The sequence below is a fragment of the Psychrobacter immobilis genome (genome assembly GCF_904846185.1).
Taxonomy (GTDB): domain Bacteria; phylum Pseudomonadota; class Gammaproteobacteria; order Pseudomonadales; family Moraxellaceae; genus Psychrobacter; species Psychrobacter immobilis_B.
Genome location: NZ_CAJGZQ010000013.1, coordinates 76248 through 100702, shown reverse-complemented (window position 1 = coordinate 100702; position 24455 = coordinate 76248). Strand labels below are relative to the sequence as shown.

At 41.8% G+C, this 24455-nt stretch carries 19 protein-coding genes and 1 pseudogene; 3 read left to right on the top strand and 17 right to left on the bottom strand.

The window, feature by feature from the left end:
- Positions 1-161: 161 nt before the first annotated feature.
- The 3 genes and pseudogenes from JMW94_RS08885 to JMW94_RS08875 all read left to right on the top strand — a co-directional run.
- Positions 162-524 (top strand): annotated as a pseudogene (locus tag JMW94_RS08885) (CorA family divalent cation transporter); the annotation flags it as partial.
- Positions 525-815: 291 nt separating this feature from the next.
- Positions 816-2525, top strand: coding sequence for a chromosome condensation regulator RCC1 (locus tag JMW94_RS08880; protein ID WP_201604037.1), 1710 nt, complete (start codon positions 816-818; stop codon positions 2523-2525).
- 234 nt (positions 2526-2759) lie between these two features.
- Positions 2760-4226: a di-heme oxidoredictase family protein gene (locus JMW94_RS08875; RefSeq protein ID WP_201604036.1), complete on the top strand. Its 1467-nt coding sequence runs from the start codon at positions 2760-2762 to the stop codon at positions 4224-4226.
- A gap of 82 nt (positions 4227-4308) precedes the next feature.
- Here JMW94_RS08875 and JMW94_RS08870 read toward each other — a convergent pair whose 3' ends face one another.
- From JMW94_RS08870 to JMW94_RS08790, 17 genes are all read right to left on the bottom strand, one after another.
- Positions 4309-4827: a phosphate-starvation-inducible protein PsiE gene (locus JMW94_RS08870; RefSeq protein ID WP_045451736.1), complete on the bottom strand. Its 519-nt coding sequence runs from the start codon at positions 4825-4827 to the stop codon at positions 4309-4311.
- 99 nt (positions 4828-4926) lie between these two features.
- Positions 4927-5805: a bifunctional methylenetetrahydrofolate dehydrogenase/methenyltetrahydrofolate cyclohydrolase FolD gene (folD, locus tag JMW94_RS08865; protein WP_198330083.1), complete on the bottom strand. Its 879-nt coding sequence runs from the start codon at positions 5803-5805 to the stop codon at positions 4927-4929.
- Between the two features lie 301 nt (positions 5806-6106).
- Positions 6107-7306, bottom strand: a complete 1200-nt coding sequence (locus JMW94_RS08860) for a DegT/DnrJ/EryC1/StrS family aminotransferase (RefSeq protein WP_198330084.1) — start codon at positions 7304-7306, stop codon at positions 6107-6109.
- A 10-nt stretch (positions 7307-7316) separates the two neighbouring features.
- Positions 7317-7928 carry a sugar transferase gene (locus JMW94_RS08855; protein ID WP_198330085.1) on the bottom strand — a complete coding sequence of 204 codons (612 nt, stop codon included), beginning with the start codon at positions 7926-7928 and terminating at the stop codon, positions 7317-7319.
- Positions 7925-9094, bottom strand: coding sequence for a glycosyltransferase (locus tag JMW94_RS08850; protein ID WP_201604035.1), 1170 nt, complete (start codon positions 9092-9094; stop codon positions 7925-7927). Before JMW94_RS08850 ends, JMW94_RS08855 begins: the two co-directional genes overlap by 4 nt.
- A gap of 57 nt (positions 9095-9151) precedes the next feature.
- Positions 9152-10015, bottom strand: coding sequence for a glycosyltransferase family 2 protein (locus tag JMW94_RS08845; protein ID WP_201604034.1), 864 nt, complete (start codon positions 10013-10015; stop codon positions 9152-9154).
- On the bottom strand, positions 10015-11055 hold the full coding sequence (locus JMW94_RS08840) for an EpsG family protein (protein ID WP_201604033.1): 1041 nt from the start codon (positions 11053-11055) through the stop codon (positions 10015-10017). The genes JMW94_RS08845 and JMW94_RS08840 overlap by 1 nt, the downstream gene beginning before the upstream one ends.
- A gap of 182 nt (positions 11056-11237) precedes the next feature.
- A complete protein-coding gene (locus JMW94_RS08835; RefSeq protein ID WP_227685470.1) occupies positions 11238-12332 on the bottom strand; it encodes a glycosyltransferase in 1095 nt (364 codons plus the stop codon).
- Positions 12333-12378: 46 nt separating this feature from the next.
- The gene (locus tag JMW94_RS08830; RefSeq protein ID WP_201604031.1) at positions 12379-13392 is read right to left on the bottom strand and encodes a glycosyltransferase family 2 protein; all 1014 of its coding nucleotides are present in this window, start codon (positions 13390-13392) and stop codon (positions 12379-12381) included.
- On the bottom strand, positions 13389-14471 hold the full coding sequence (locus JMW94_RS08825; protein WP_201604029.1) for a polysaccharide pyruvyl transferase family protein: 1083 nt from the start codon (positions 14469-14471) through the stop codon (positions 13389-13391). The genes JMW94_RS08830 and JMW94_RS08825 overlap by 4 nt, the downstream gene beginning before the upstream one ends.
- 13 nt (positions 14472-14484) lie before the next feature.
- A complete protein-coding gene (locus JMW94_RS08820) occupies positions 14485-15669 on the bottom strand; it encodes a hypothetical protein (protein ID WP_201604027.1) in 1185 nt (394 codons plus the stop codon).
- Positions 15656-16678 carry a glycosyltransferase family 2 protein gene (locus JMW94_RS08815; RefSeq protein ID WP_201604025.1) on the bottom strand — a complete coding sequence of 341 codons (1023 nt, stop codon included), beginning with the start codon at positions 16676-16678 and terminating at the stop codon, positions 15656-15658. The genes JMW94_RS08820 and JMW94_RS08815 overlap by 14 nt, the downstream gene beginning before the upstream one ends.
- A 69-nt stretch (positions 16679-16747) precedes the next feature.
- A complete protein-coding gene (locus JMW94_RS08810) occupies positions 16748-18019 on the bottom strand; it encodes an oligosaccharide flippase family protein (RefSeq protein WP_201604023.1) in 1272 nt (423 codons plus the stop codon).
- Between the two features lie 111 nt (positions 18020-18130).
- Complete coding sequence (locus JMW94_RS08805; RefSeq protein WP_201604021.1) at positions 18131-20134, bottom strand: nucleoside-diphosphate sugar epimerase/dehydratase; 2004 nt, start codon at positions 20132-20134, stop codon at positions 18131-18133.
- 49 nt (positions 20135-20183) lie between these two features.
- On the bottom strand, positions 20184-22442 hold the full coding sequence (locus JMW94_RS08800) for a polysaccharide biosynthesis tyrosine autokinase (RefSeq protein ID WP_227685469.1): 2259 nt from the start codon (positions 22440-22442) through the stop codon (positions 20184-20186).
- A 31-nt stretch (positions 22443-22473) separates the two neighbouring features.
- Entirely contained in the window at positions 22474-22950 is a 477-nt protein-coding gene (locus JMW94_RS08795) for a low molecular weight protein-tyrosine-phosphatase (protein ID WP_201604017.1), read from the bottom strand.
- A 9-nt stretch (positions 22951-22959) separates the two neighbouring features.
- On the bottom strand, positions 22960-24051 hold the full coding sequence (locus JMW94_RS08790) for a polysaccharide biosynthesis/export family protein (RefSeq protein WP_201604015.1): 1092 nt from the start codon (positions 24049-24051) through the stop codon (positions 22960-22962).
- Positions 24052-24455 lie beyond the last annotated feature (404 nt).

Genomic DNA, 24455 nt, shown 5'->3' with positions numbered 1-24455 from the left:
GTTGAAGCCAGTTTGTTTGCGCTTGGCCTGGATGTGTTGATTGAGGGCCTTCACTTGGTGTTCTTTAACAATGATAAGACTGTATTTCGACAGTTAGTTAGCTTTTTAACCCCTAAACCTATGAAAATCGGGTGGGGATGATTTTTTTGTCGTGTGCAGAGATCAATCATAAAAAAAGTGAGATGGTCTCTGGGTTTTCTCAAGCCGCTAAGCCCTACTTTCGCGACGTCAATGACCATTTGCTGCACTCATTAGACGCTATTAATGGTCTAAATGAGATGCTGAGTGTGGTCATGAATACCTATATGGCCATGGTTAATATGGGACAGAACGAGGTGGTGCGTAAGCTTGCTGCTTGGGCAGGTATTTTAGCTGTACCGACGGCCATTGCAGGTATCTATGGTATGAACTTTGATTTTATGCCCGAGCTGCATTGGCAATATTCCTACTTTGTCATCATGCTCATCATTGGATCATTATGTGGCTATTTATATTACAATTTTAAAAGGCTTAAATGGTTATAACCAAAATTTATAGTTGATTTTTCATTGATAGTCAGCGTTCAGCTTTTAAAAACAGCATCCTTCATGGTGCTGTTTTTCCACTTTATTATTGATAATAATTCTTATTTGTAATACTATTCACATTTATTATTGCTAAACTCTTGCCGCCATTTCTATTATTCCAACGCCACCATGTACGATTGACTCAGTCAATAGCACAAACCCTACAACCGTCGGATTTGTATGGGACGGTTTTGTTATTTTATGGCTGGCATACTGACATATTGTCAATTTGCATCTATCGAGGTTTTTATGCGTTTATCCCGTCTTACTCAAGCTGTCGCGGTCGTTACCGCAGCCTTGATTCTTACTGCTTGTGGCAGTGATTCCGACACAGCCACTGCTATCATCGATGGGACACCGCCACTACTAACCACTGATAGCAACTTTACTGATGGCTATAGTGCGGTTGCAGCGGTATTTGTCTCAGGACAAGTACAAGATAGCAGCGGCGTCAAATCATTGACTTATATGCATAATAACGAATCAGCCCAAGCGCTAACGCTAGATGCTGATGGTTATTTTGATGATCGTATTTTATTAACGCTAGGTAGCAATACCATTGTCTTAGAAGCCACAGACAATGCCGGTAATATCATGCGCTCAACCAAAACCATCTACGTAGGCGATACCATAGCGGCAGGTGGTTCGCATACCGCTGCCCTGCGTGATGGTCAGCTATATGGTTGGGGTCGCAACAACTATGGTCAGACAGGACTCGGTCTGACCACAAAAATCAGCGATATTATGGGACATCCAGACACGCCGATGCTAATGAACAGCGCACCAAAAGATTTGCTATCTATTGGCTTTAATCAAAATCATTCACTCGCTATTGCTCAAAATGGTCAAGTTTATAGTTGGGGCGAAGACAAATACGGGCAGCTGGGTCGCGGTGATGGGGGTCGTAATGATTGTAGCAAGACTGCTGACTGTCGTTTGGATATCAGCGCGATCGAAGGTATCGAAAACGCCGTCATGGTCGCACCCGGCTATAGCCATAACTTGGTATTGACCGAAGAGGGTACGGTTTGGGCCTTTGGTGCCAATGGGTATGGTCAACTTGGTAATAATACCAGCACCGATAGCAGCACCCCTGTCAACGTTGACTTTACAGCAGCCACAGAGGCAGGACATATCGTGCAGGTGGTTGTCAGTGGCAATAGCTCTTATGCCTTAGATGACAAAGGTCAGGTTTGGGGTTGGGGTAGCGATGCTTACGCTAACCTTGGCAAAGGCAAAGTCTGTAACACTACAACCAACTGTATCAACGTCAATGCAACCCCTGTACGTATTCATGTCATTAATGAAACGATTAATAACGCCATTAATGCTAAGACAGATGACGCCACTCAAAAAGCTGACGACCAACCCGCTATAGATGCAGAAAAAGTGACCCAATTGACGGCTGGCAAAGACCATATCTTAGCATTGACCAATAAAGACGCAGTGTATGGTTGGGGGTTAAATGCCACTAGTCAATTGGGCTACAATGGTGAGACATTTAATGGCAGCGAAAAGGCATGGGCAGATGTCATTACCTCACCGACCAAACTACCTTGGTTTACAGATAAAGAAGTTCGCCGCGTCTATGCCAATGGCAATGCCAGCTATGCGTTACTGGACAATGTCGCCACTAATAATGGCTCATCAGCAACGAATGGTATTCTCTATGCATGGGGTATGTTTGGGGAGACAAATGGCACAGGCAAGACCATTTACAACGACCTAGATGAACCAACCAATAAGCTGCCGAATCTAAAGAATATCGATAATATGGCCATGGGTGCCATGCATCTGATTGCTCATGAAAAATCGTTTGATCAAGATAATAATGCACTGAAAACTGGTCATTTATTTACGTGGGGCTGGAGCTTTGAAGGCTCACTCGGCAACAAAGACACCACTCATATTTGGATGTATAACAACCCTATCCCAGTTGCTTTACCTAGTCAGCTATAAGTGTTTTAAGCATGACGAAGCAAACAGTGCATAGTTGGTTGAATTTCCTATCATAGAATTCTCAAACAAGCAGCCTCGTTTATGCTGCTTGTTTGAGTCAATACGCCTAACTATTGCGCGGTAGCTTATCGCATAATCCTCAGGATATCCTCAATTAAATCGACAGCTCTCTAAATAGGCTGACGATGAAGATACACCCTAACCCCTTATATTTTAGCCATTTCAGGTCAGCCCATGTTTTTACGATCAAACTCGTCAACCATATCAAATTCTTCATTGTATACATTACCTCCCATCATACGTAACACACTACTCAGTGTAAGTCTCGCGCTGCTGCTCACTGCTTGTGGTGGCTCAGATGATTCAAATAATTCCAGTAATGATGGCAATACTAATGCACCCAACCCACCCACTACTCCTGACACTCCAGAAATCGACACCAACTGGCAGCCAGCAGGTGGCAGTACTACGATTGCCGCCAATGGACCACAGCCTTTTTTGCAAATCATGCCCAATCTACCGAGCAGCGCTTTAGGCGGAGTATCGCCTGGACGTGAGTTATTTATCACCGAGTGGACACCAGCAAATGAGGGTCGCGTACTGTTCGATGGTGTGGGGCCACTGTTAAATGCCAATGCCTGTACCCAATGCCATAGCGCTGAAGGTCGCAAACCCATTTATGCAGCCAATGGTCAGCTGAGTGATGCGATTTTATTCCGGTTGGGTAATAAGCAAGGCCTGCCACATGCTTATTACGGTGAACAGATGCAGCATCAAAGTATTGCCACAAGTATCCATCCCGAAGGGAGCATGCGCTACGCAGCAATGCCCAGTCAAAATGATAAACCTGCTGGCATACAGTTTAGCTTTACTCCAACTGACCCTAATCAACCCTTAGGAAATACAGCAATTAGCGGACGTATCTCACCGCAATTGGTCGGCATGGGCTTGCTCGACCTCATTCCTGAAGCGCATATCATTGCGGCAGCTGACCCTGATGATAACAATCAAGACGGTATCAGTGGCCGCGTACATTGGGTACAAGATGGCAAACAGCAGCGCATTGGCCGCTTTGGATGGAAAGCCATTAATACCAATCTACGTACCCAAAACGCCAATGCCATGTCGCAAGATATGGGTTTGACCACCTCGGTATTTATGGATCCTAACTGTACGGTAAATCAGCCTATTTGTTGGACAGCAGCGAATGGCGGCTCTCCAGAAGTCTCAGACAGCAGTCTAGACGCCGTGACCGATTTTATGACCGCCCTTGCCGTACCTGAAAGGCGAATAGACGATTTATCAGATTTTAATAAAGGAGCGCAATTGTTTGCGCAAGTCGGCTGTGCTGGCTGTCACACACCCAAGCAAAAAACAGGCAATAGTGATCGCTTCCCGCTCCTATCACAGCAAAACATTTATCCTTATACTGATTTATTACTGCATGATATGGGCGCTGGACTAGATGATAGCGTGAAAGAGAAAAATGCAGAAAGCTTTGAGTGGCGTACACCGCCATTGTGGGGAATTGGCATTGTGGCACGTGATCCAGAAGCGCGGTTTTTGCATGATGGTCGTGCCAGCAGCTTGACTGAAGCGATACTCTGGCATGGTGGTGAAGCAGAAAGTACAAAGACGCGCTTTACACAGTTATCCGCCACGCAAAAACAAACATTAATGACCTTCTTAAAGGGCATTTAACGCTCAAACAATGAAATGTGAGAGTTAAGAAGGCAAAAAAGGGCTACCAGTGGTAACCCTTTTTTATGCTGCTATTTAATAGTTATTCACGGCGATGCTTGGTATGACTATCAGGCGCTTGAGCATTATCAGGTAACAGCGCTTTAATCGTTAAGTTTGCATGCTGTTTATCTAGATTGTCCTCTGGACGGCCAAACGTTTTTGCTGTCCAAGTTAATACTACGATAGAACCGCTCAATAGCATAATGGCCACAGAAATTGTCGCCAGCAGCCATAAATGGAAATAGTCTGAGACCGCCTGTACATCAACCACCAAATGTCGTGATAAAGCAGTAATCGCGATAAATATCAAAAACTGTACCGGCAGACGATGGGTTTTAAAATAAATACCTATCATGGCCAGCAGCTCAAGATAAATAAACAACATCAATATGTCTTTTAAATCCGCTGAGCCTTTTTGAACAATACCAACGAACTCTTTACCGGCGGTCCAAACGACAACCACACTGATTAGAAATAAAATAACGTAATGACAGACATCGACAAACTCTCTACCGATGCCTTGTAGTCGCTCATGAACACCTACGTTTTTTTTAGCCATGTTTAGGTCCTATCAACTGAGATGTGGTTGATTTAGCCTGAGTATATATTACCTCAGGCCCCTTATTTATCGGCAATCAGTATTCGTATGACTCTCTTTTTAGCCGATATTCAAACCGGCAGATTTTTCAGCAGCATCAACCGTTTGGCGAATGAGGGTATTAATGGTCATTGGACCCACGCCGCCCGGTACAGGCGTATAAGCACTGGCGATGTTTTCAACACCTTGCAACTCGATATCACCGACGCCGCCATTATCCGTTGGATGAAAGCCTGCATCGATAACCACAGCGCCCGCTTTGATCCACTCTGCTTTAATCAGTTCAGGCACGCCCACTGCCCCAACCACGATATCCGCACGCTTGATATGCGACTCTAAATCTTGCGTTCTTGAGTGGCAAATCGTTACGGTGCAGTTGGCATTCAATAGCATCATCGCCATTGGTTTACCCAAAATGGCACTGCGACCTACAACTACGGCCTCCTTACCAGCAAGCTCGATATTATGATGCTCTAATAAGTGCATGATGCCTTGCGGGGTACATGAACCATAAGCGCTCTGCTGCATCGCCATACGACCAAAGCCAAGGCAGGTCACACCATCGACGTCTTTTGCCAAGTCAATCTGCTCAAAGCAAGCACGCTCATCAATATGCGCAGGCACTGGATGTTGTAGCAAGATACCATGGACGTCTGGATTGCTATTAAGTTCATCTATTTTCGTCATCAGCTCTTCAGTGGTCGTCGCACTTGGCATCTCAACGCGTATAGAATCCATGCCGACACGTTTACAAGCATTACCTTTCATACGTACATAAGTCGCAGAAGCGGGATCGTCGCCGACCAATATCGTCGCTAAGCTTGGGGTGCGTCCTGTTTTATTCTTGATAGCGTCTACACGCGTACTCAGTTGCTGTTCTATTTGTTTAGCAAGTGCTTTACCGTCCAAAACGGTAGCAGATCCTTGGGCAGTTGACATAGTAACTCCAATAGAGGGTGCGATAAAAAAAGAAAGACAGCGCCCGCAACTATTTGCATGCCTGTCTTATGCTTGATCAATGTATGATTAAGACTGATATTGTACCTGTCTGAGCTAAAAAATCCTAGCGTGAGATAAGACTTGAATACTTATAAATTTCTATCACTCGCCAATCTAGCAATATCATGTCATTGCCAATGCAGCCTTTACCGTTTAATAAGAAAGTCCAATCACAAATAAAAGTTAATAGCCGCAACACCTTATAAATACTCAACACGTCTTAATAAGCGATATTCTCACATTACTGAATCATTGAAGCAAACACGCGATCGATTGCATCTACCGTTTGCGCGATTTCGGCAGTGGTTAAGGTAGGATGAACTAAAAACATTAAGCTGGTCTCTCCCAATTGTTTTGCTATTGGCAGTCTGTTTTCTGGACGCAAGCCTGTATCATCGAATGCTTTTTCTAAATATACCTCTGAGGCAGACCCTGAATAGCAAGGCACGCCTGACGCATTTATTTCTTCAATGATGCGATCACGTGTCCAGCCCTCAGCTAGGTTATGTGGTTGCACATAAACATACAATTTATAATAGGCATGGGTAGAGTTTGGAAACTGAGAGGCCTGATCTAATGTCGGCACCGATAGATAGCCTTTTTCTTCCCATTTAGCACATGACTCTAATATCACTTTAGCATTAGCACTGCGCTTCGCTATCCAGTCACTCATATGTGCCAATTGAATACGCCCAATCACGCCTTGAATCTCGGTCATGCGCCAGTTGGTGCCAAAGCTCTCATGTAGCCAATTATAGCCGGGCAGCTGCTCAGTCTCATAGACCGCCGCATAGCTTTTGCCATGGTCTTTATACGCCCACATTTTTCGCCATAGCTGCTCGTCATCGGTGGTGACCATGCCGCCCTCGCCGCCTGTGGTCATGATCTTATCTTGGCAAAAACTCCACGCGCCAATATGACCGATACTGCCAACGCTACGACCTTTGTAGCGTGCACCATGCGCTTGTGCGCAGTCTTCAATGACATATAAATGATGCTGATCTGCCAGTGCCATGATGCCATCCATATCACAGGGCCAACCTGCCAAATGCACACAGACGATGCCTTTGGTTTTGTCCGTCAATACCGCCGCTATCGACTCTGGCGTGATGTTCCCTGTCGCCTCATCAACATCCGCAAAAATGGGCGTCGCGCCTGCATTAACCACTGAGGAGATACTGGCAATAAAAGTGCGCGGCGTCACGATAACTTCATCACCCACACCTATACCAAGTGCCTGCAATGCCGCGTCCAATGCCAAAGTTCCGTTGCCCAATGCAATCGCGTATTTGCTACCCGCCCAGTCAGCGAATTCCTCTTCAAACTGACGGCATTCTTGCCCTGTCCAATAATTGACCTTGTTGGATAACAATACTTGACTGACCGCATCCGCTTCTTGCTGAGTAAAACTAGGCCAAGGTGAAAAAGGAGTATTTAGCATGCGTTCCTCATCAAAGCGTGTTTTTATCGACGCTATTACCTGTGAATTTACTCATGGTCGCTTCACCATCAGCACTAATGCCATCTTTGATAATGACTTTTTTTACTGTTTTAACCAAGATCATAATGTCTAACCATAATGACTGATGATCGACATACCATGTATCGAGCGTAAATTTTTCATGCCAACCAATCGTATTGCGACCATTAACTTGTGCGTATCCCGTAATACCCGGACGTACACGGTGGCGACGCGCTTGCTCATCATTATATAGCGGCAGATATTCCATCAATAATGGTCGCGGCCCCACCAAACTCATATCGCCTTTAATCACATTCCATAGTTCAGGCAGCTCATCGAGACTGCTATTACGCAAGGTCTTACCAAATGCCGTCAAACGCTCATCATCCTCTAAAGGATTACCCTCTGTATCGATAGCATCTTTCATCGAGCGAAACTTAATCATCTCAAACGGCTTGCCATTTAGACCAGGGCGAGTTTGTTTAAATATCACTGGTGAGCCTAAGTTTTTTTTGACTTTATAAGCCGTAATAGCATAAACAGGAGATAGTATTACCAAGGCCGCCGTGGCCGCCGTGATGTCAAATAGTCGCTTTATCATTTTGCAGCCCGCCTTTTGTCGTTTACGCGGTCATCCCTACTGCGTAAATAAAAACTTAAATAACTTTGCCACAATTGCTTGCGTTCAAAATTTGCAATGGCCCAGTCTCTTGCATCAGGATATCTCTTTTCAAATTCCTTATCAGTAGCAGCAGCACTGATCGCTTCGGCGACAGACGACATATCCTTAAAATTGAATTTTCGACCACTGATACCTTCTTTGACACTATCCTTTACACCAACGACATCATAGGCAAAAGTTGGAACGGCGCAACTTGCTGCTTCAATAGCGACACTGCCAAACCCTTCACGATAGCTCAAAAATAAATGTAAATCAGCACACTGAAAAACCTCGTGTACATTTGGATTGGATGGTATATACACACCTCTATTATCTTTGACAACTTTCTCAACGACTACTTTTCCTACGTCGTCTTCACAGTCTCCTATGAACATAAAGTAGACGTTTTCTGCTCTTAGTTTTTCGGATATATACTCAATATCTTTGAAGCCTTTATCATCACAAACTCGTCCTACCACGCAAATCACAAAGGTATTGTCAGGTATCTTGTACTTCTTTCTTAATGCCTCTTTTTCTAGCTGAGCCATAGGTTGCAGCAAATCAGTATCGATGCCGTTAAATGAGCCATTATCAATGACAGTTGCCTTACTTTTTTTGAGGATATTTTCTGCTAAGCATACGCTGAGCAAAGACTCAGAAACAAATAAAACCTCGTGAGATAAGCCAAAACTTAATATATCCAGACCCTGAAACACCCTCTTTTTTAAACCTGAAAAATTCTCATAGGCTCTACCCACGCTAAAAGCAATTCGTCTCTTTTGCAATGTAACAGCACTTGCGATACTCCCTAACAACAAGGCTTTAGGCGTTAAATAAACCACCACATCAAAACGATTCGATAGCATATAACGGGTTAAAAGCGCGAGTGACTGAGCATCTTTAAACAAAGAAGGCTTACGCTGAAAATTTAAATTAATCACCTTGCCTATTTTGCGCTCACGTAAAATATCTAACTGCTGTTTATCTCCACCGCAGATTAAGGTGATCTCAACATCCGCGTGATCTCTAATGTATTCAAGCTGATCACGATATAGCACATTAAATGACACCGCATCTGTCATTAGAAAGCATATCTTTAATGTCATTTCAGCACCTCAGTATTTTTTATATATTATTTTATCAGTGACGTTTTATAAACAATATTATTTAGCACAAATACTATTTACCACTGACTGATGATGATTTCTTAGCATGTCAGATATTGTTAATTTATTTCTTTTGTTGGCTATTTTTTGTAATAATCCTATCGAATCTAAAAAATTAACTGTTGTCAGTTTTGCTGATAATTTCAAAGAACCTAAATAACTGTTTCCTTTATATTCACAGTACGTTTTAAAACTGTCTTTGTATGATCTGGTTATTTTAGATAATGATAAATTCCCTTCTTCTCTATAATAGTATAATAAATCAGGCAATACCGCTAAATTTAAATCTTGATTTGAGATAGCTCTACACCACAAATCGTAATCTTCAGACCTTGGATAATTTTCATTATATTTATTTCGTTCGTACCAACTCTTTTTTGCCAAAACAGCAGCATGTACAATAGGGTAAGCCGCGGCTATTTCTTTAAATTCTGTATAAATTTGATCGACATGACGGCAACCATAAACTTTATTAAAATTATCAATAGACACGACACCTGTAGAAACCAAATCATAATCTGGGTTTTTTTCTAAAAAACTTAATTGAATCGCCAGCCTATCTGGATGAATGAGATCATCGGCATCCATGCGCGCTATATAATCATAGTTCGCTTCTTCAATAAGCTGATTTAATCGAGCAGGCAGTTTTTTATTTATACCATCAGCAATGACCTTTATTCTATGGTCAGCCTCTTCAAAACGCTTGGCGATGGCCAATGACGCATCAGTAGAGCCATCGTCGATCAATATAAGCTCCCATAACTCATGCGTTTGAGCCAATATGGATTTGATAGCATCTTCCAAGTACGCTTCAGCATTATAAATGGGAATACCAATAGATATATATGTCTGATTTTTCATTAGAAAACCTCAAATATCGGATTGATAATATACGGACTCAAGTTACTAAATCTCGATGTCGTCAAGACAAAATACATGAGAAAAATAATGATACTCGCTATATATAAATAAATATTATTCATTCTTTTTAAAATCATAGGCAGTATCAAAACTAATGTCCATGTAAAATACGCAAGCAGCCTTTGAGGACCTGAAGGACTGGTGCCCAACATCGCTAACGGTATGATAAAAACTACGCCTGACGCATAAAATGTTATTAGTTTTTGAAAATCCTTGTCTTTAATTTTATAAAGATAACTGACCAAGATGATTAAAACCATGATAGCTGTATAGAAACCAAGCGTTAGAAACCCGCCTGCTTCATCGGATGCTTTCGCATAGCCCTCATATCTATCATTAGTAGATGAAATATAAGTGACCAATACCCCACTTACTAATAGCGATCCTAAGAATGTTGCCAAAATCTTATATAAGGGCTTTATTCTTAAATTAACGATAAAATAAAATGGAATCATAAATAATGCGGTTACATGGAATAATGAAGCAATTGCACAAATCAACAGGTATGCAATAAATCGTTTTTCTAACAGATAAGGAATGGCCAATGTAAAGATCGCCATTGCCAATCCTTGCCGCAGTCCATTAAAAGAAAAAGTATAAACGCCTAATGTAATAAATAAAAATACGGAAAACCAATAATTGACGCTGTATTTTTTAATCACTCTAAGATAGCAATAGACAATAATTAAACTGGTAATAACAAGCAGCCAAAAGTAATGAGTGGTCATACGTAACAACGCATACTCTAATAACTGATAACCGAACTCAATGTCTTCGTTGAACCTAAAGTACTCGGCATTCAATTGACTGTTGAAATTTCTCGTATAGTTTCCTGTATCCGTACCGACTCGGTAGCTACGAAGGCCTGCAAACAAGGTCAATATAATTAGCGGCAGCCAAAAAGACGTACGATTGAGAGATTTTTTCTCCAGTACGATCCAAAAAATAACAAGGCTAAGAACCAGCAGGTATGGAAGCATTTAACCCTCTATAAAAGTAGATGTCGTCAATCTTATATAAATCGGATATGGTGGCAGGTTTACACCGTCTAGTATCTTTTGTACCGTCCAGTACCTATATACAGCCTTCCTAGCCACCTCGATTTTTTCTCATTCCGTCCAAACTACATTGAAACGACTATAAATAAGAAGCAACTACTCCGTCACATATTCAAGTACTTTTGCATTAGTATTTGCGCGTTGGTAGCAGCACTAAATCCGTATAAATTCAGCGCTGCGGTTATGTCTTTTTCATTGGGCTTTGGCTGTTTAGGCGCTAATAAGTAATCAACCCAATCCTTGGCTGAATGAATCGGTAAAAACTGTACTAATCCAAGTCCTAAATCTACTTCAGGCGATACTTGGTCAGAAACCAATGCCTTTAACCCAACTGTTTGGCTCTCGACCAAGACGACAGGGAAACCCTCGTGCAACGAAGGCATGATCATATAGTCGGCGCTGGCCATTAATTCTGTGATATCCGTACGCACCCCCAAAAACTTGACCGTATCTAGGAGTGAGTTATCTGCTACTTGTTGCCTGAGCCTCGCCTCCAATGAACCTTGTCCGACAATATATAAGGTAAAAGCGATCTGACGCTTTTTTAACTGCTCAGCGACCTCTAAAGAAAACTGATGGTTTTTAACCTCATTTAGACGACCAACTTGGATGATTTTTAGCCCCTCATCGCCAAATTCTTGGTCGATATATTGTCTTGATTGGTTAGCGACTGTCATCATCTGCTGTATGTCAATAGCATTGGGCAGTAGCCACACGTCTTTTATGCTGCCAAATAGGTAATGTGCCGCTTGTTCACCGCAACTCATTTTATCCGTGGCCAATTTACGATTGGTAATGAACGCCCACTGTTCATATATTTTTTTAACAATATTGGTTTTACCATTACTGGTGCTATGAGAATGTGAAATGCGATGCGGCACGCCAGCACCTTTAGCAGCCAGCAGATGAAAAGCATTGTTTAATAGCATATGAGCATGAATGATTTGATAGTCAGGATGTTGTTTGAGGAAGTTTTTAAGCTTCCACATACGCGCTAACGAATGATCCGCTAAAATCGGTATAATCCTACCGCCCAGCGCTATTATCTCAGCATCATAGTCACCGACCTCGTCAGTAAAAGTGATAAAATCAAACTGAATCTGGCTATAATCTATATGGCGATATAGATTCATAAGCATGGTCTCTGCCCCAGCCCGATCCATTTTTCCCACGATGTGTAGCACTCTCTGAATAGTCATCTCTTTACCTATTAAGAAGCCATAAAACCAAACGTATTTCTCAAAACTATTCTGGATCTGTTTTCTCTTGACCTTTAACCCTTGCTCTTTTGTCTAACGCTTGACGAAGCACCTGTAACATCAGCAAGGCAACTTGAGTCGGCATACGTACGATATTACTAATCATCATATTTCTTACGGTCAAATCGCTCTTATAGCCCTTTAGTCGTAACGTTTTATCTGCTTTTTTAGCTTGTGCCAATGCAGCTGCTAAATAGTCATTATCTATACGAGTAAGAATACTCCAATGACTTTGTTTAATTTTATTGGCGAGTGTTTTTTTAACCTCATCCGCTTGATAGTCCTCTACTAAACTGATGACTTCTGCATGGATAACGAAAAGGTCTAATAGCTTTTTATCTGTTGACCCTGTGATTGACGTGCCACGCTGTCTGTATAGATAAAAATCAATGGGCAGGTGATACTTAATATTAGTAGCTAAGCCAAGATGCCAATGAAAAGGCCAATCTTCGTAGTACAGACCCACTGGGAACTGTAACGAGGCCGACCGCACTGCGCTAGATTTAATAAATTTGAGCCATGCAAAATGCGGTAAGCTAAAATATGAACCGTCTATTTTGGTTGCCTCAAATGCTAAATTGCTAGCGGGATACGGCAGATCTGTCTCTGTAATGCCCTCTTTGAACGGTGTAAAGCCATACGTCACGACCTCTGCATTCGTGCTGAGCGCACAATCTACACACGCTGCCACCAAGCGGGGGTCTATAGTGTCATCAGAATCAACGAACATCATGTATTCGCCTATCGCAGACTTGATACCAGTATTACGTGCCGCAGAAAGACCACTGTTTTTATGATGCTGAATGACTTTGATGCGTTCATCTATGAGATGTGACGCGAGTGCTTGTTTTGAATCATCAGTGGAGCAATCTTCTACAACGATAATTTCAATATTCTGATAAGTCTGCTGCTTGATGGATGCCAAGCAAGCATCGATATATGACGCAACGTTATACACTGGTACGATGATACTCACTAATGGCGTTTCGATAGTCGTCATATCGCTACCAGCGCTTTTTTTAGGTCATCATACTCAGATATATCAACTGGCGACTCATCCATCGTACCGTGAGGCAGGGACAGAAGGCTATCGATGAATGTTGCAATATCAGCAATCTCTTCTAATTCTAAAAACACCAGCCTTGGATGACCGCCTAACCAGTCCAACTGCGTCTGTCTTATCTTATGATTGGCGTTCGGGAGTACCAAGCACGGCGTACCCGATAGCAAACATAAAATCATGCCATGCAGCCGGTCAGTCACGACCAATTTTGCAGCACGAAACTGGCTAAGCTTGTCCGTCAGTAATTTTGTGCAATGTGCCTCATCGAGTTGCGAACCACCAGCATGTGTGTCGGTCTTTTCAATCTGATAGCCAGTATCTGCTAAGGCTTTGTCTATCATGGCGTATTGCTCAGCTGATAATGCGGCTTCTTTGTCATCTCGTAAGCAGCGCAAAATACCTGAAGGCGCTAAGCAATCTGTCGTACCCAGCACTGTTGCATTAGCGCTCATCACAATATCTGGTACGAGACCAATATGCACATTACTGTACTCAGCAAAAAGCTCGATGAGTTTTGCCGCTGTTATCGACTCTCTGGCAAAAACATGTATATCTGGATGCTTGGCGTAAACTTTCACAATACGCTGCAAGGCACGTTTAGATTGAATAGAATCATTCCAATCTAGTGTCTGAGGAAAACAAACGATTCGATTGGCAGGAAATGACTTGATGACTAATTGGCGCAGCTCCTCAATATCAGGATACGTGCCACCCATATTACCGCCGCCGATGATAGTGACGATATCCGTCTCTTTGATTTGCTTTTTAATTGAATTGAGTACGAATCTGGTTTGACTGATAGCAACACTAACAACATCATAATCCTTCAGCACACGTTGCAAATACTGCTTTTGCGCGTGAGAAATAGCAATATCACCAATATTGCCATAGTCAGCGGCAAGAAAAATAAAGCACCGTTTACCAGGTGGTAACGGTAAACCTCTCGCTCCCATATAGGCGGCTAAGTGTTTTTTTAATCTGAGCGGAATGAGCTTTTTTATAGCAGCAATATTCATTTTTAATGCTCCCTTATTCGTTTCTCATTAACAGCTTCTTAACCCACATACGACGCCTTGAGCCAACAGGGAATAAAAAAGCCAACGGAGGACCTCGTTTAATAACTTTTTGAACCTGCTCTACCCACTTATCGTCTATACCTACAGCTATCATCTCGTCGCAAATACGTTCCCACTCCAAAACTACAAAACTACTAGATAATCTCATATTTTTAAGAATTTCTTTGTTAAGCGGAGAGCTAAAACAAGCAGGGTCGGATATACCAGCAACTAAGAAGTTAAGACGTGTTCTAACACATTTTTCACAGCGACCGCAGTTACGATCACTTTCAGCACCCTCCCAACAAACCCTTAGGTTGCTCACTCCGCTTGACCACTTTGAAATAATTTTAATTTTCTCTGATCGGTTAAAACCACACCCATCATGCATAATTTTAAATTCTCCAGAACTTAGCATAGGGTCTAGCATTGGATGATCTCCCATAGGCATAAACAACTCATCGTATGAAGGCCCACTTGCAATGAGACCAGTTCCTGCATACTTACTAAAAGCACATAAGACCGATGCAAGAGCGGAACCAAAGTAATTTTCCCAATTAATATCCCAAAGTTCACGTATATTAGTACGCACAATAAACAGGCTCAGCTGCAGATCTTTTAATGCATGATTTGCCAGACATTGGGCACCAGAGAATCCTTTTTTATCAGAAATTGAAATATCAAAACCATGTATAAAAATACCAGCTTTGAGTAACTGTGTGCCATACCTTACTTTACCTGTAGCATGGCGATAAGCGGAAAACTGAGCATCAGCGCCACCAGAAAATGCTAAAATAGCTCCCTCCACTCGTCCTTCTTTTTCTCTAACCCTTTCAACTTCTATATCCACTAAGAAAAACTGCTCTGGGCACCATTTCTTCCAGACATATTGCAGCTCAGTAAGATTAGCAAGTAACTCACTAGAGACACTACCATGGACAACAATATTAGCTTTCATTTGCATGGCTGGTAGTAATACAGCAAGCAAGTAAGAGTCACAGTTGTGGTCCTCTGGCAAAGATAGCTCAGTCGGATATAAAAACCATAGCTCTTTCTCGATAATTGTGTCGTTTCCTGTTGTCTGCTGGATCAAGCAAGACCGCTTCTGCGCACTATCTTCAATCTTTAGAACTTGAGGAAACAAATCAATCTTGAGCATAGTCATTCACCTTTTCTTTATACCAAGAAATTTGAAGCAGCATCAGTGTCATAACATACCAACGCTGCGAAAAACATGAAATCAAGATGCGAACACCTCGTGCTGGATGTCGTTGATAATAATGCGGCAAACAGTTTTGATAAACGAAAGACTCACGTATTTTTATTAACTCTGCTCGACGATTTTTTATGTCGATATACGCCAAATTATTCAGTAAATAGGGCAGCATATGCTCAACATAGCTACGAGCAAAGTCTGAGAGAAGCACTTGCTTTTCAGTAGAGCTGGTAGGCCAATCGTATGCTTTGACTCTAGCACTATAATGCGCTTCAATGGACTCTAAAAGATCAGGTTTATAATGTGAGCTTGTCAAAGAAGTCATACTTTCATAGTAATTATATGGACAATCTGGCACCACAGATAATTGGCTAGCCTTACTCAAACACTCGACATTGAAAATTGAATCTTCACCAAACTTGACATCGCAATTGAATCTCAAACCTTCTATTAAATTTCTACTATAGACCTTAGTACAAGCGTACCAATATATATTTCTGTGTTCGGTCCCTTTCAATTGTATCTTATTAATTTCTTGTCTAGAGTATTCAGCTAAATCGTTCTCTCTTTCGATGATTGAACCATCTAGCATTATGCGTTTATGACCAAACGCTAACATCTCGACATCTAGGTCAACAGCCTGCTCAAAGACAAAATCAAAATACCAATCATCAATGGTGTCATCTGCATCTATAAACGTGATGTAGTTACCCCTTGCAATATCAAGCCCAGTATTACGAGCGGCTGCCACGCCACTATTTTTTTGATATTTCACCGTGATCCATGGCCTAGCATTTGCCCAGCTATCCAATAGACGAGCCGTTTCATCTTTAGAGCCATCGTCAATGACTATTAGCTCAATGTCATGACTCTTTTTCGCAACGTCAATACTATTAATACAACGATCAATAGTGGCGGCAGCATTGAATGCGGCGATAATAACTGAAAACATAGTGAGCCTCTCAAGTTGAGACCTCTAATGCATATCCTTTGGGCCATTTAAAGCAGTCGAAAAACATAGCTACTGCTCTACTTCAGGGATATGAACAAGACGCCGAAAAGCGACATAAATGATAGATAAACTCAGCAGTACCCCAACGAATGAGAAAAGGGCAATGGCTATCATATCTGACTCAAAAACGTAAAAACCTACATACAGGGATGCGGCACGAAATATCACTGCAAACACTTCTCTAATCAAAAGAAATCGCTGTAAACGCAATGCTGGTAATGCTGCAGTACTCGCACCAGACACTAAACTAGTCAAAAGCCAAATAGACAACCACTGCGAATAACTACCTGCCAATGCCCAATCTGCACCGAATACTAAAGAAAAAAGGTAATCGCCAAAAACGAACACTGTACCGAATGGAACAATACCAACCACCAATAAAATCAACGTCACTTTTAATAAAAACTGATAAGCCTCAGGTGAGTTTGCTGTAATGGCACGCGTAATTTTAGGGTAGAAAACCTCTCCAACCGCCTGACCTAACAGCATCGCTGGGGCGCCAAGTACCAGGACAGCTAATGAATACTGTCCTGCAGAAGAGGCACTAAATAGTGATGCTAACAAGATAGTTGGCAACCCCACTGAAGCCGCATTCAAGATACTTTGTGGCATACGATATATCGCAAAATCACGCTGTGATATGGCAGCATGTCGAATACCCTCAGTGCCAAACCAATGACGGACATTTAATACACCTACTCTAGGTACACGAAGCATCTGCATAATAAAGTTTGTGAGCTGCCCTGCTATCGTCAATAAAATAAGCAACATACCAGAAGGCGCGAGCATACCGCCTATCAGCTTACTACTATCTGTCACAAACTTGCTTTCGACATAAGCCCGAGCTTTCGCCTTAAATAAGCCTACTCTAATAGCAGACTGATCAGCGACGGAAAGAAAAGCACCGACTAATAGCGTTAATGGTATGAGATATAGCATGTTTGGCGTACTTTCCATACCCATCCACCTTGCCAAATAAAACTTGCCCACATATATAACAATGAATGAGAAAACGGCTATCACCAGACTGAGTAATATAGACAATCGAGCAATTGCCGCTGCATCCTCATCACTGTCAGGCATCACGATTGCATTTGCATAGCCCATAGTGGCAATCGGAGTAATGATGCTGACGACAGCAGTAAAGGCAGCCGCAATACCGAAATCCTCAGGTCTATATAGTCTTGTGAGAAACGGCATAAAAATCATTGCGATGGCCTGTCCAGCAGCAATTCCGCCACCAACCATGACTACGTCTCGCACAAAATGACTGGTTTTCAACCTGTTTATTGTGCTCTGTATCAATAAACATACTTCAGAGCTCATGACATATTGTCCAATTTAGTGCCTCACAGAACTTGTAAGGAAGTTACGATAGCGCGCTTCACTCTATTAACCAATTTCATCTGTCAGTGTGGTATCTACTTTCTCTACCTCAATATCATTCTCAGAGCCTTCTCGGTAGCCTTCGACAAAAAACTTAAACTGTGTTTTCAGCCAGACCACATCGTGCTGCTTTGCTTTTTCCACAAATTCAAATAAGATATTTTCGATATCTTGCAAAGGAAAGCTATGCTCCATTGCTTGCATAATTAATGGATGAAAAGTAGGCTCGATATTATCTTCACCAATGATTAACTCCTCGTAGAGCTTTTCACCCGGTCTCAATCCAGTAAATACGATTTCGATATCACCATTGGGATTGCTCTCGTCTTTTAGCTCACAACCTGTCAAACGAATCATACGTTTTGCCAGATCAACAATTTTGACGGGTGCACCCATATCAAGCACAAATACTTCTCCACCGAATGCCATCGCACCTGCCTGAATAACCAAACTGGCCGCTTCTGGAATCGTCATAAAATAGCGTGTGATGTCTGGATGAGTAATGGTGATCGGACCGCCTTGCTCAATCTGTTTGGTAAATAACGGCACCACAGAACCTGACGACCCTAGAACATTGCCAAAACGTACCATGCTAAAACAAGTCTGACTGTTACTTTGGCTCAATCCTTGACAGACCAACTCAGCCAAACGTTTGGACGCTCCCATCACATTGGTAGGCCGCACGGCTTTGTCAGTAGAAATCAGCACAAAAGTCTCAACGCGAGCCTGTATTGCAGCACGGGCACAATGGTAAGTGCCTTTGGTATTATTGATGGTACCCTCAAAGGGATTGGACTCAACAATAGGCACATGCTTATAGGCTGCAGCGTGATAAATCGTTTTTATATGGTTTTTTTCGAATATATTGATTAATTTTTTTTCGTTATTGACACTGCCAATAATGCTAATAATCTCAATATTTTGATAATCAGCATCCGCTTTTTTGAGGTTATCCAGTTCTTGATCTATAGTGTATAAAGCATACTCAGACTGTTCATATAGCACTAAGCATTTAGGCTTATTTTTGATAATTTGCCGACACAGCTCACTACCAATTGAGCCACCTGCCCCTGTCACAAGGACGTTTTTACCAGTGATGTTTTTTTGTAGCAACTCAGCGACAGGTTCGACCGTTTCTCGTTCGAGCACATCAAGTATGTCAACGGGTCTTATATGACTGACGGTTACTATCTCATCAGCCAGCTCTCGTAAGCTTGGCAAATCTTTTATCTTAACGGAGATACCTGACAGACTGTCCATAATCTGTTTTTTACGAGCACGGCTCATAGAGGGCATGGCCAAAATCACCTGCGCCACATTGAGTTTTTCTATCAACCATGGAAGCGCGTGAGCCGCATATATTTGTTTGCCATGCAGATAAGCCCCAATAAGCTGCTGATCATCATCGATATATGCCACTACATTGTACTGATGAGAATTTCTCAAACTTTCTAGCAACTCTCTACCAGCTTCTCCTGCACCATAAATAATCACGTTGTCACAACAGGCATTTGGACGACGGTTCTGACCTGTACCCTGTAGACGTTTCAGTAACGCGCGTATCATGAGCCTACTATTCCACAGCCAAATAAAAAATAGAAATAGAAATATAACTGGGGCTGAGCGCGGTATCGTCGCTGATGGACTCAAATAAATGATCACTTGATAAACAATAATAAGTAAAAAGAACAGTTGCAGCACACGACCCATCACTGCATCAAAAAAACCTCGAGAGGCACTTCGATAAAAACCAATAAGATATAAGCTAGCAACCGGCACGAATGCATAAAAAGCCAATGCGGCAAGACTGATATGAGAGGCCACATACCCTTGTCGTAGCATCAATGCCAATAATAAGCAAAAGCCCGACATGACAAAGTCTATACTAAATAAGAGGGTGCTTTTAGCAAGGCGTGGTAATGACAATAAATACAGAGCCATACGCTTCGACCATTGATTAAAACCACTGGACGATTGATAAGCATTGTTTGACTCTGTTTTTATAAACATAAGATCCACCCAATTAAGTTGGTTTGCTTATGAGCGACAACCACGCAAACTAGCGGTTATCTCCGTAGGCATAATGATAGTGATAGCTATATTTATCCATAAGACCCTGCTGTACATCATTGAGAATAATGCCATCTACTTGTACATTGGCTTTATTCATTTGCTTGATCGCATAAACCAGTTGCCCTTCTATTGAATGATTAAACTTCGTGACGATAAGCACTTTGTCGGCATGTTGCGCGAGTACCATAGCATCTGATGCCGCCAATATTGGGGGTGAGTCGATGACGATATAATCATATTGAGTTTTTAGCTCTGCCATTAAATGTTCGAATTTCTCTCCTATCAGCAATGAGGTAGGATTGTGCGACTGCCGTCCACGCGGTATAAAGTCAATCATATCCATACCAGTAGGGTGGATAAAGCTTTCAATCCCTAAGCTAGAAACCTCACTGTCTGATTGAGTACCATCCATCGGAGAAAAGTTCTTTTGATCCTGCAACAAATAATCGGCAAGTCCATCATGTTGGCTCATGTTAAACATTTTATGCAACTCACCTAAACGCATATCACCATCAATGACTAAGACTTTTTTATTGAGCTGGGCAAATACCTCTGCTAAATTGGCAGCGATAAACGACTTGCCGACACCTGGGCTCTCCCCAGTAATCAATATTACTTGCGCGGGCTGCCCGACCACTGTTCCCATTGGCATACCAAACATTAAATTGGTTCTTAAGCTTTTAATCGCTTCATAACTTAAACTACTGTGATCAACATGAGCGAGCATGCGAGGGGTGGTCTTCTTTTTATTCAACCTCGACAGTAAGGGTGAGCGTGGAATCGTTGCAATGACAGGGATGCCCGTGGTGGCCTCTAAATGCTCTGGATCTTTTACGACATTTCTAATAAGGTTCTTCAATAGCACCAGCATTACCCCAAGCATCATGCCTATGAATGTAGTCAGCATCATGATTTGTAGTTTGTTTGGTGCAATGGCATTAAAGGTGCTGGTCGGTGAATCGATAATACGGGCATAGCCGATTTGACCAGCCTTGACGATTTTAAGTTGCTCATAGTTTTTGAGCAGCGTCAGATAGATTTCTCGATTGATGGCGGTATCTTCTGACAGCTTTAAAAACTCTCGCTGTATTTCAGGGAGACCTGTAATGGTATTGTCTATCTCTCTTATTCTATTATTCAGCACTTTGAGCTGTTCATTAATTTGAATGACCAGTGGATGTTCTTCGGTGTAATAAGTAGTTAGGTCTGCTTTTTTGAGTCTAAGCTCATTGAGCTGCTCATCAATGCGCGACTTCTCATTCAATAACAATTCAGCTTCTTTACCCACATCAATCGTGCCATATTTTTTACGAAAGTCATTAAACAGTGCTTCAGAAGTCTCTAATTTTTCTTTTAATAGAGGTATCTGCGTTTCCATAAAGGCAAGTGTTTTGGTCGTTTCTTCAGAGCCACGAGATTGGTTTTGATCGACGTAGGATTGGACAATCTGATTGAGTATAGTCGTGATTTGCTCTTGGTTGGGACCCGTCATCGACAGCTGAATAATCCCCGTTTTTTGACCTTGTTCTTCAACAGATAAGGCGCTGTTGATAGCGTCAGTCGCGGCTTTTATCGTCTGCTTAGTAATATTAATTGGGTAACCATCAGCGGGTAACTCCATGACAGTGATATTAATTTGACCGTTCGACCCTTTGAACTGATGCGGCTGCCCAAGCTGACCTTTGAAGTCATCAAATCCATTGCTCAAAACAAATCCTGTAGCAGATTTTGTGAGCGTAAAGGGTTGATTCAAGTACGCTGGTGACACATCAAATTGGCGGACTTTTACTACACCACTTTCAGTATCAAGTGATACATCATCAGGTGTGTTTAACTGAGTGTGAGTACGATTGCTTTTTATCCTATCAAGATGACCAATGTTGGGATCTGTTAGCTTAATGCGCAGGTGCAATAGCTCAACCACTGGCTCCAATATCATACGTGATCTTATCAGCTCTGCTTCTGTCTCCGCTTTGCTGACTTCTGCACCGACCAAATCTGAGATACTCGCGCCAAGTGCCTCTATTCCTTGAGTATTTTCTTCAATCTGTATCAGCGCATCTGATTTATAGGTTGGATTCACGTAGCGAGTATACAAAAACCCTAGCAAAAGCCCCAATATCGCCATGAGAGCGATAATTTTCCAACCACGTAACAATACTAAAACCAGCGCCATTAAATCGATGTCGTCATTGTTTTTTTCGCCCGTAGACGTTGATAGGTCTTTTGAATCCATATTATTCATAACCATATACTCATCGCTCAATGTTGATCGTTTAATAGCATTCGCTGAACTTCAACCTTCTAATTGATGTCGCGTCGCTAATCTTGTCAGTCCATTGTTCAAGACTCTCGATAATATCTTTTCTACTCTTTTCAAATACTGAGTTATCCTGCTGATAAGGGTCAGCAATATCTTTATCAAGCCAATGCCCAATTCGAAAGACTTTTCCACGGCAATGCGGCCACTGACTTTCAATCCATTTGGTTTGACTGCTTGTCATCGTCAAAATTAAATCTGACTGACTGACTAACGTTTCATTAATTTGCTTGGCAATATGAGCACTGATGTCTATATCATGAATGGCCATCAATGCAACCGCTTTTGCATCAGCGGCGTGTCCTACGAGCGCTGACAAACCAGCGGATTCGATGTGCTTTTCTGGATAATATGCCGTTAATATGGCAGCGGCCGTCGGGCTGCGGCATATATTGCCAACACAAACAACCAAGATCTGATCAAACGCTCCCATCACTGACTCCTATATCCCTGAAATCACATTGATTGCTGATGTTGAAGGCAGTATGGCGCTGATAATACGATTCCAGCGCGCCAAGCCAGTTGGATCAACATAAAGAATGTCATTGGCTTGCATATCAAAACGACTGGCCAAGGCAAAACTTGTGATGCTCTGCATGTCGACATAATAAATATTGGTGTATTGATACTTTGGATTATCCCGAACGATATATACTTTGGCCGCATTGGCCGTATTAGAATTCAATCCATTTGACTCACCTAATACATGCGCTAGGCTCAGCCCTTGCTCAGGAATAGCAACGGGCTCAATTTTGCCAAATTCTCCCAATACATAGACCTTATTGCGGCTTTGGCTATTGACATGAATAGCATCGCCGTCTTGTAAGTATATTTGATTGGCAGACAGCCCCACTTGATTCAATGATTGGATACCGAGCTTGTAAATTTTGCCTTGACGGTTTAATACGATATGGTTTGAATCACCCGTATCAGTCGTACCACCCGCCATAGAAATAGCGCCATATACTGAGATGGGCACATCTGCGATAACAAACTCACCAGACTGCTTGACCTCACCATCCACAAAAAACTTACTACCACGGTAGTTGATGATTTTGACCTGAGGATCTGAGTATTTGAGATAGCGTTGAAGCTTACTTTGCAAAGTGGCAGTGAACTGCGGCACACTGAGACCGCTGGCTTTGACTCTCCCTATTAAGGGGAATTGTATAAACCCTTGCTGGTCAACGGTCAGACTAGACGTTGAGGCATTAATATCTGGATAACTGGTCAGGATAATATTGAGAACATCCCCTTTAGCAATGCCATAGCTGACACGCCCAGATGTTTTTACTAAATGATATAAATCTCGATCAAGGATGACGGCTTCTTTAGCTGGTAGATTAGCCAAACTCAAAGGTTGAATATAGAATTGTAGGCCGTTTTCTGCAGTGAATGTCCCTGACTCAGGTAATTTTCCAGACTGAAGTCCTGAATTTATTGTACAACTACTGAGCAATACTGTCAGCAATAAGCAAGACGCACTCGCTATTAAGGAGCGCTTTTGTACAGAAATGAAATATTTATAAACCATAACAGTTACTCATATTTATATTCGTGAATCAAAAATAAGTGCCTTGCTGCTATCAATATATTCATAAAAAAGGATGTATTTATTGAATATACACCTAAACTATACATAACGCAATATTTATAAACATTGATGTAAGAACAATTTTTTATTTCATCAATTTTACGTGAAACCCCTTTTATAAAAGGCTTATAGCTCATATTAATAAAATTAAAAATACAGACAATAATGAATCAGAAGATATATTAGAAGAGATAAGAAGTACTTCTTAGTACTTATGGACTCAAAAATAAAAATTTGGCATGGTTTTTACTGTTTAACTCATCTTAATTATATTTATAAAAACCACTGTTTTATTAACAGATAAATGTAAGCAATTATTAATAAATAAATACCTTTTTTAGAAT

Bases quoted from the DNA above. Each gene is read 5' to 3' on its own strand.
- JMW94_RS08880 (WP_201604037.1), top strand. From the start codon at position 816: ATGCGTTTATCCCGTCTTACTCAAGCTGTCGCGGTCGTTACCGCAGCC.
- JMW94_RS08875 (WP_201604036.1), top strand. From the start codon at position 2,760: ATGTTTTTACGATCAAACTCGTCAACCATATCAAATTCTTCATTGTAT.
- JMW94_RS08870 (WP_045451736.1), bottom strand. From the start codon at position 4,827: ATGGCTAAAAAAAACGTAGGTGTTCATGAGCGACTACAAGGCATCGGT.
- folD (WP_198330083.1), bottom strand. From the start codon at position 5,805: ATGTCAACTGCCCAAGGATCTGCTACCGTTTTGGACGGTAAAGCACTT.
- JMW94_RS08860 (WP_198330084.1), bottom strand. From the start codon at position 7,306: ATGCTAAATACTCCTTTTTCACCTTGGCCTAGTTTTACTCAGCAAGAA.
- JMW94_RS08855 (WP_198330085.1), bottom strand. From the start codon at position 7,928: ATGATAAAGCGACTATTTGACATCACGGCGGCCACGGCGGCCTTGGTA.
- JMW94_RS08850 (WP_201604035.1), bottom strand. From the start codon at position 9,094: ATGACATTAAAGATATGCTTTCTAATGACAGATGCGGTGTCATTTAAT.
- JMW94_RS08845 (WP_201604034.1), bottom strand. From the start codon at position 10,015: ATGAAAAATCAGACATATATATCTATTGGTATTCCCATTTATAATGCT.
- JMW94_RS08840 (WP_201604033.1), bottom strand. From the start codon at position 11,055: ATGCTTCCATACCTGCTGGTTCTTAGCCTTGTTATTTTTTGGATCGTA.
- JMW94_RS08835 (WP_227685470.1), bottom strand. From the start codon at position 12,332: ATGACTATTCAGAGAGTGCTACACATCGTGGGAAAAATGGATCGGGCT.
- JMW94_RS08830 (WP_201604031.1), bottom strand. From the start codon at position 13,392: ATGACGACTATCGAAACGCCATTAGTGAGTATCATCGTACCAGTGTAT.
- JMW94_RS08825 (WP_201604029.1), bottom strand. From the start codon at position 14,471: ATGAATATTGCTGCTATAAAAAAGCTCATTCCGCTCAGATTAAAAAAA.
- JMW94_RS08820 (WP_201604027.1), bottom strand. From the start codon at position 15,669: ATGCTCAAGATTGATTTGTTTCCTCAAGTTCTAAAGATTGAAGATAGT.
- JMW94_RS08815 (WP_201604025.1), bottom strand. From the start codon at position 16,678: ATGTTTTCAGTTATTATCGCCGCATTCAATGCTGCCGCCACTATTGAT.
- JMW94_RS08805 (WP_201604021.1), bottom strand. From the start codon at position 20,134: ATGTTTATAAAAACAGAGTCAAACAATGCTTATCAATCGTCCAGTGGT.
- JMW94_RS08800 (WP_227685469.1), bottom strand. From the start codon at position 22,442: ATGAATAATATGGATTCAAAAGACCTATCAACGTCTACGGGCGAAAAA.
- JMW94_RS08795 (WP_201604017.1), bottom strand. From the start codon at position 22,950: ATGGGAGCGTTTGATCAGATCTTGGTTGTTTGTGTTGGCAATATATGC.
- JMW94_RS08790 (WP_201604015.1), bottom strand. From the start codon at position 24,051: ATGGTTTATAAATATTTCATTTCTGTACAAAAGCGCTCCTTAATAGCG.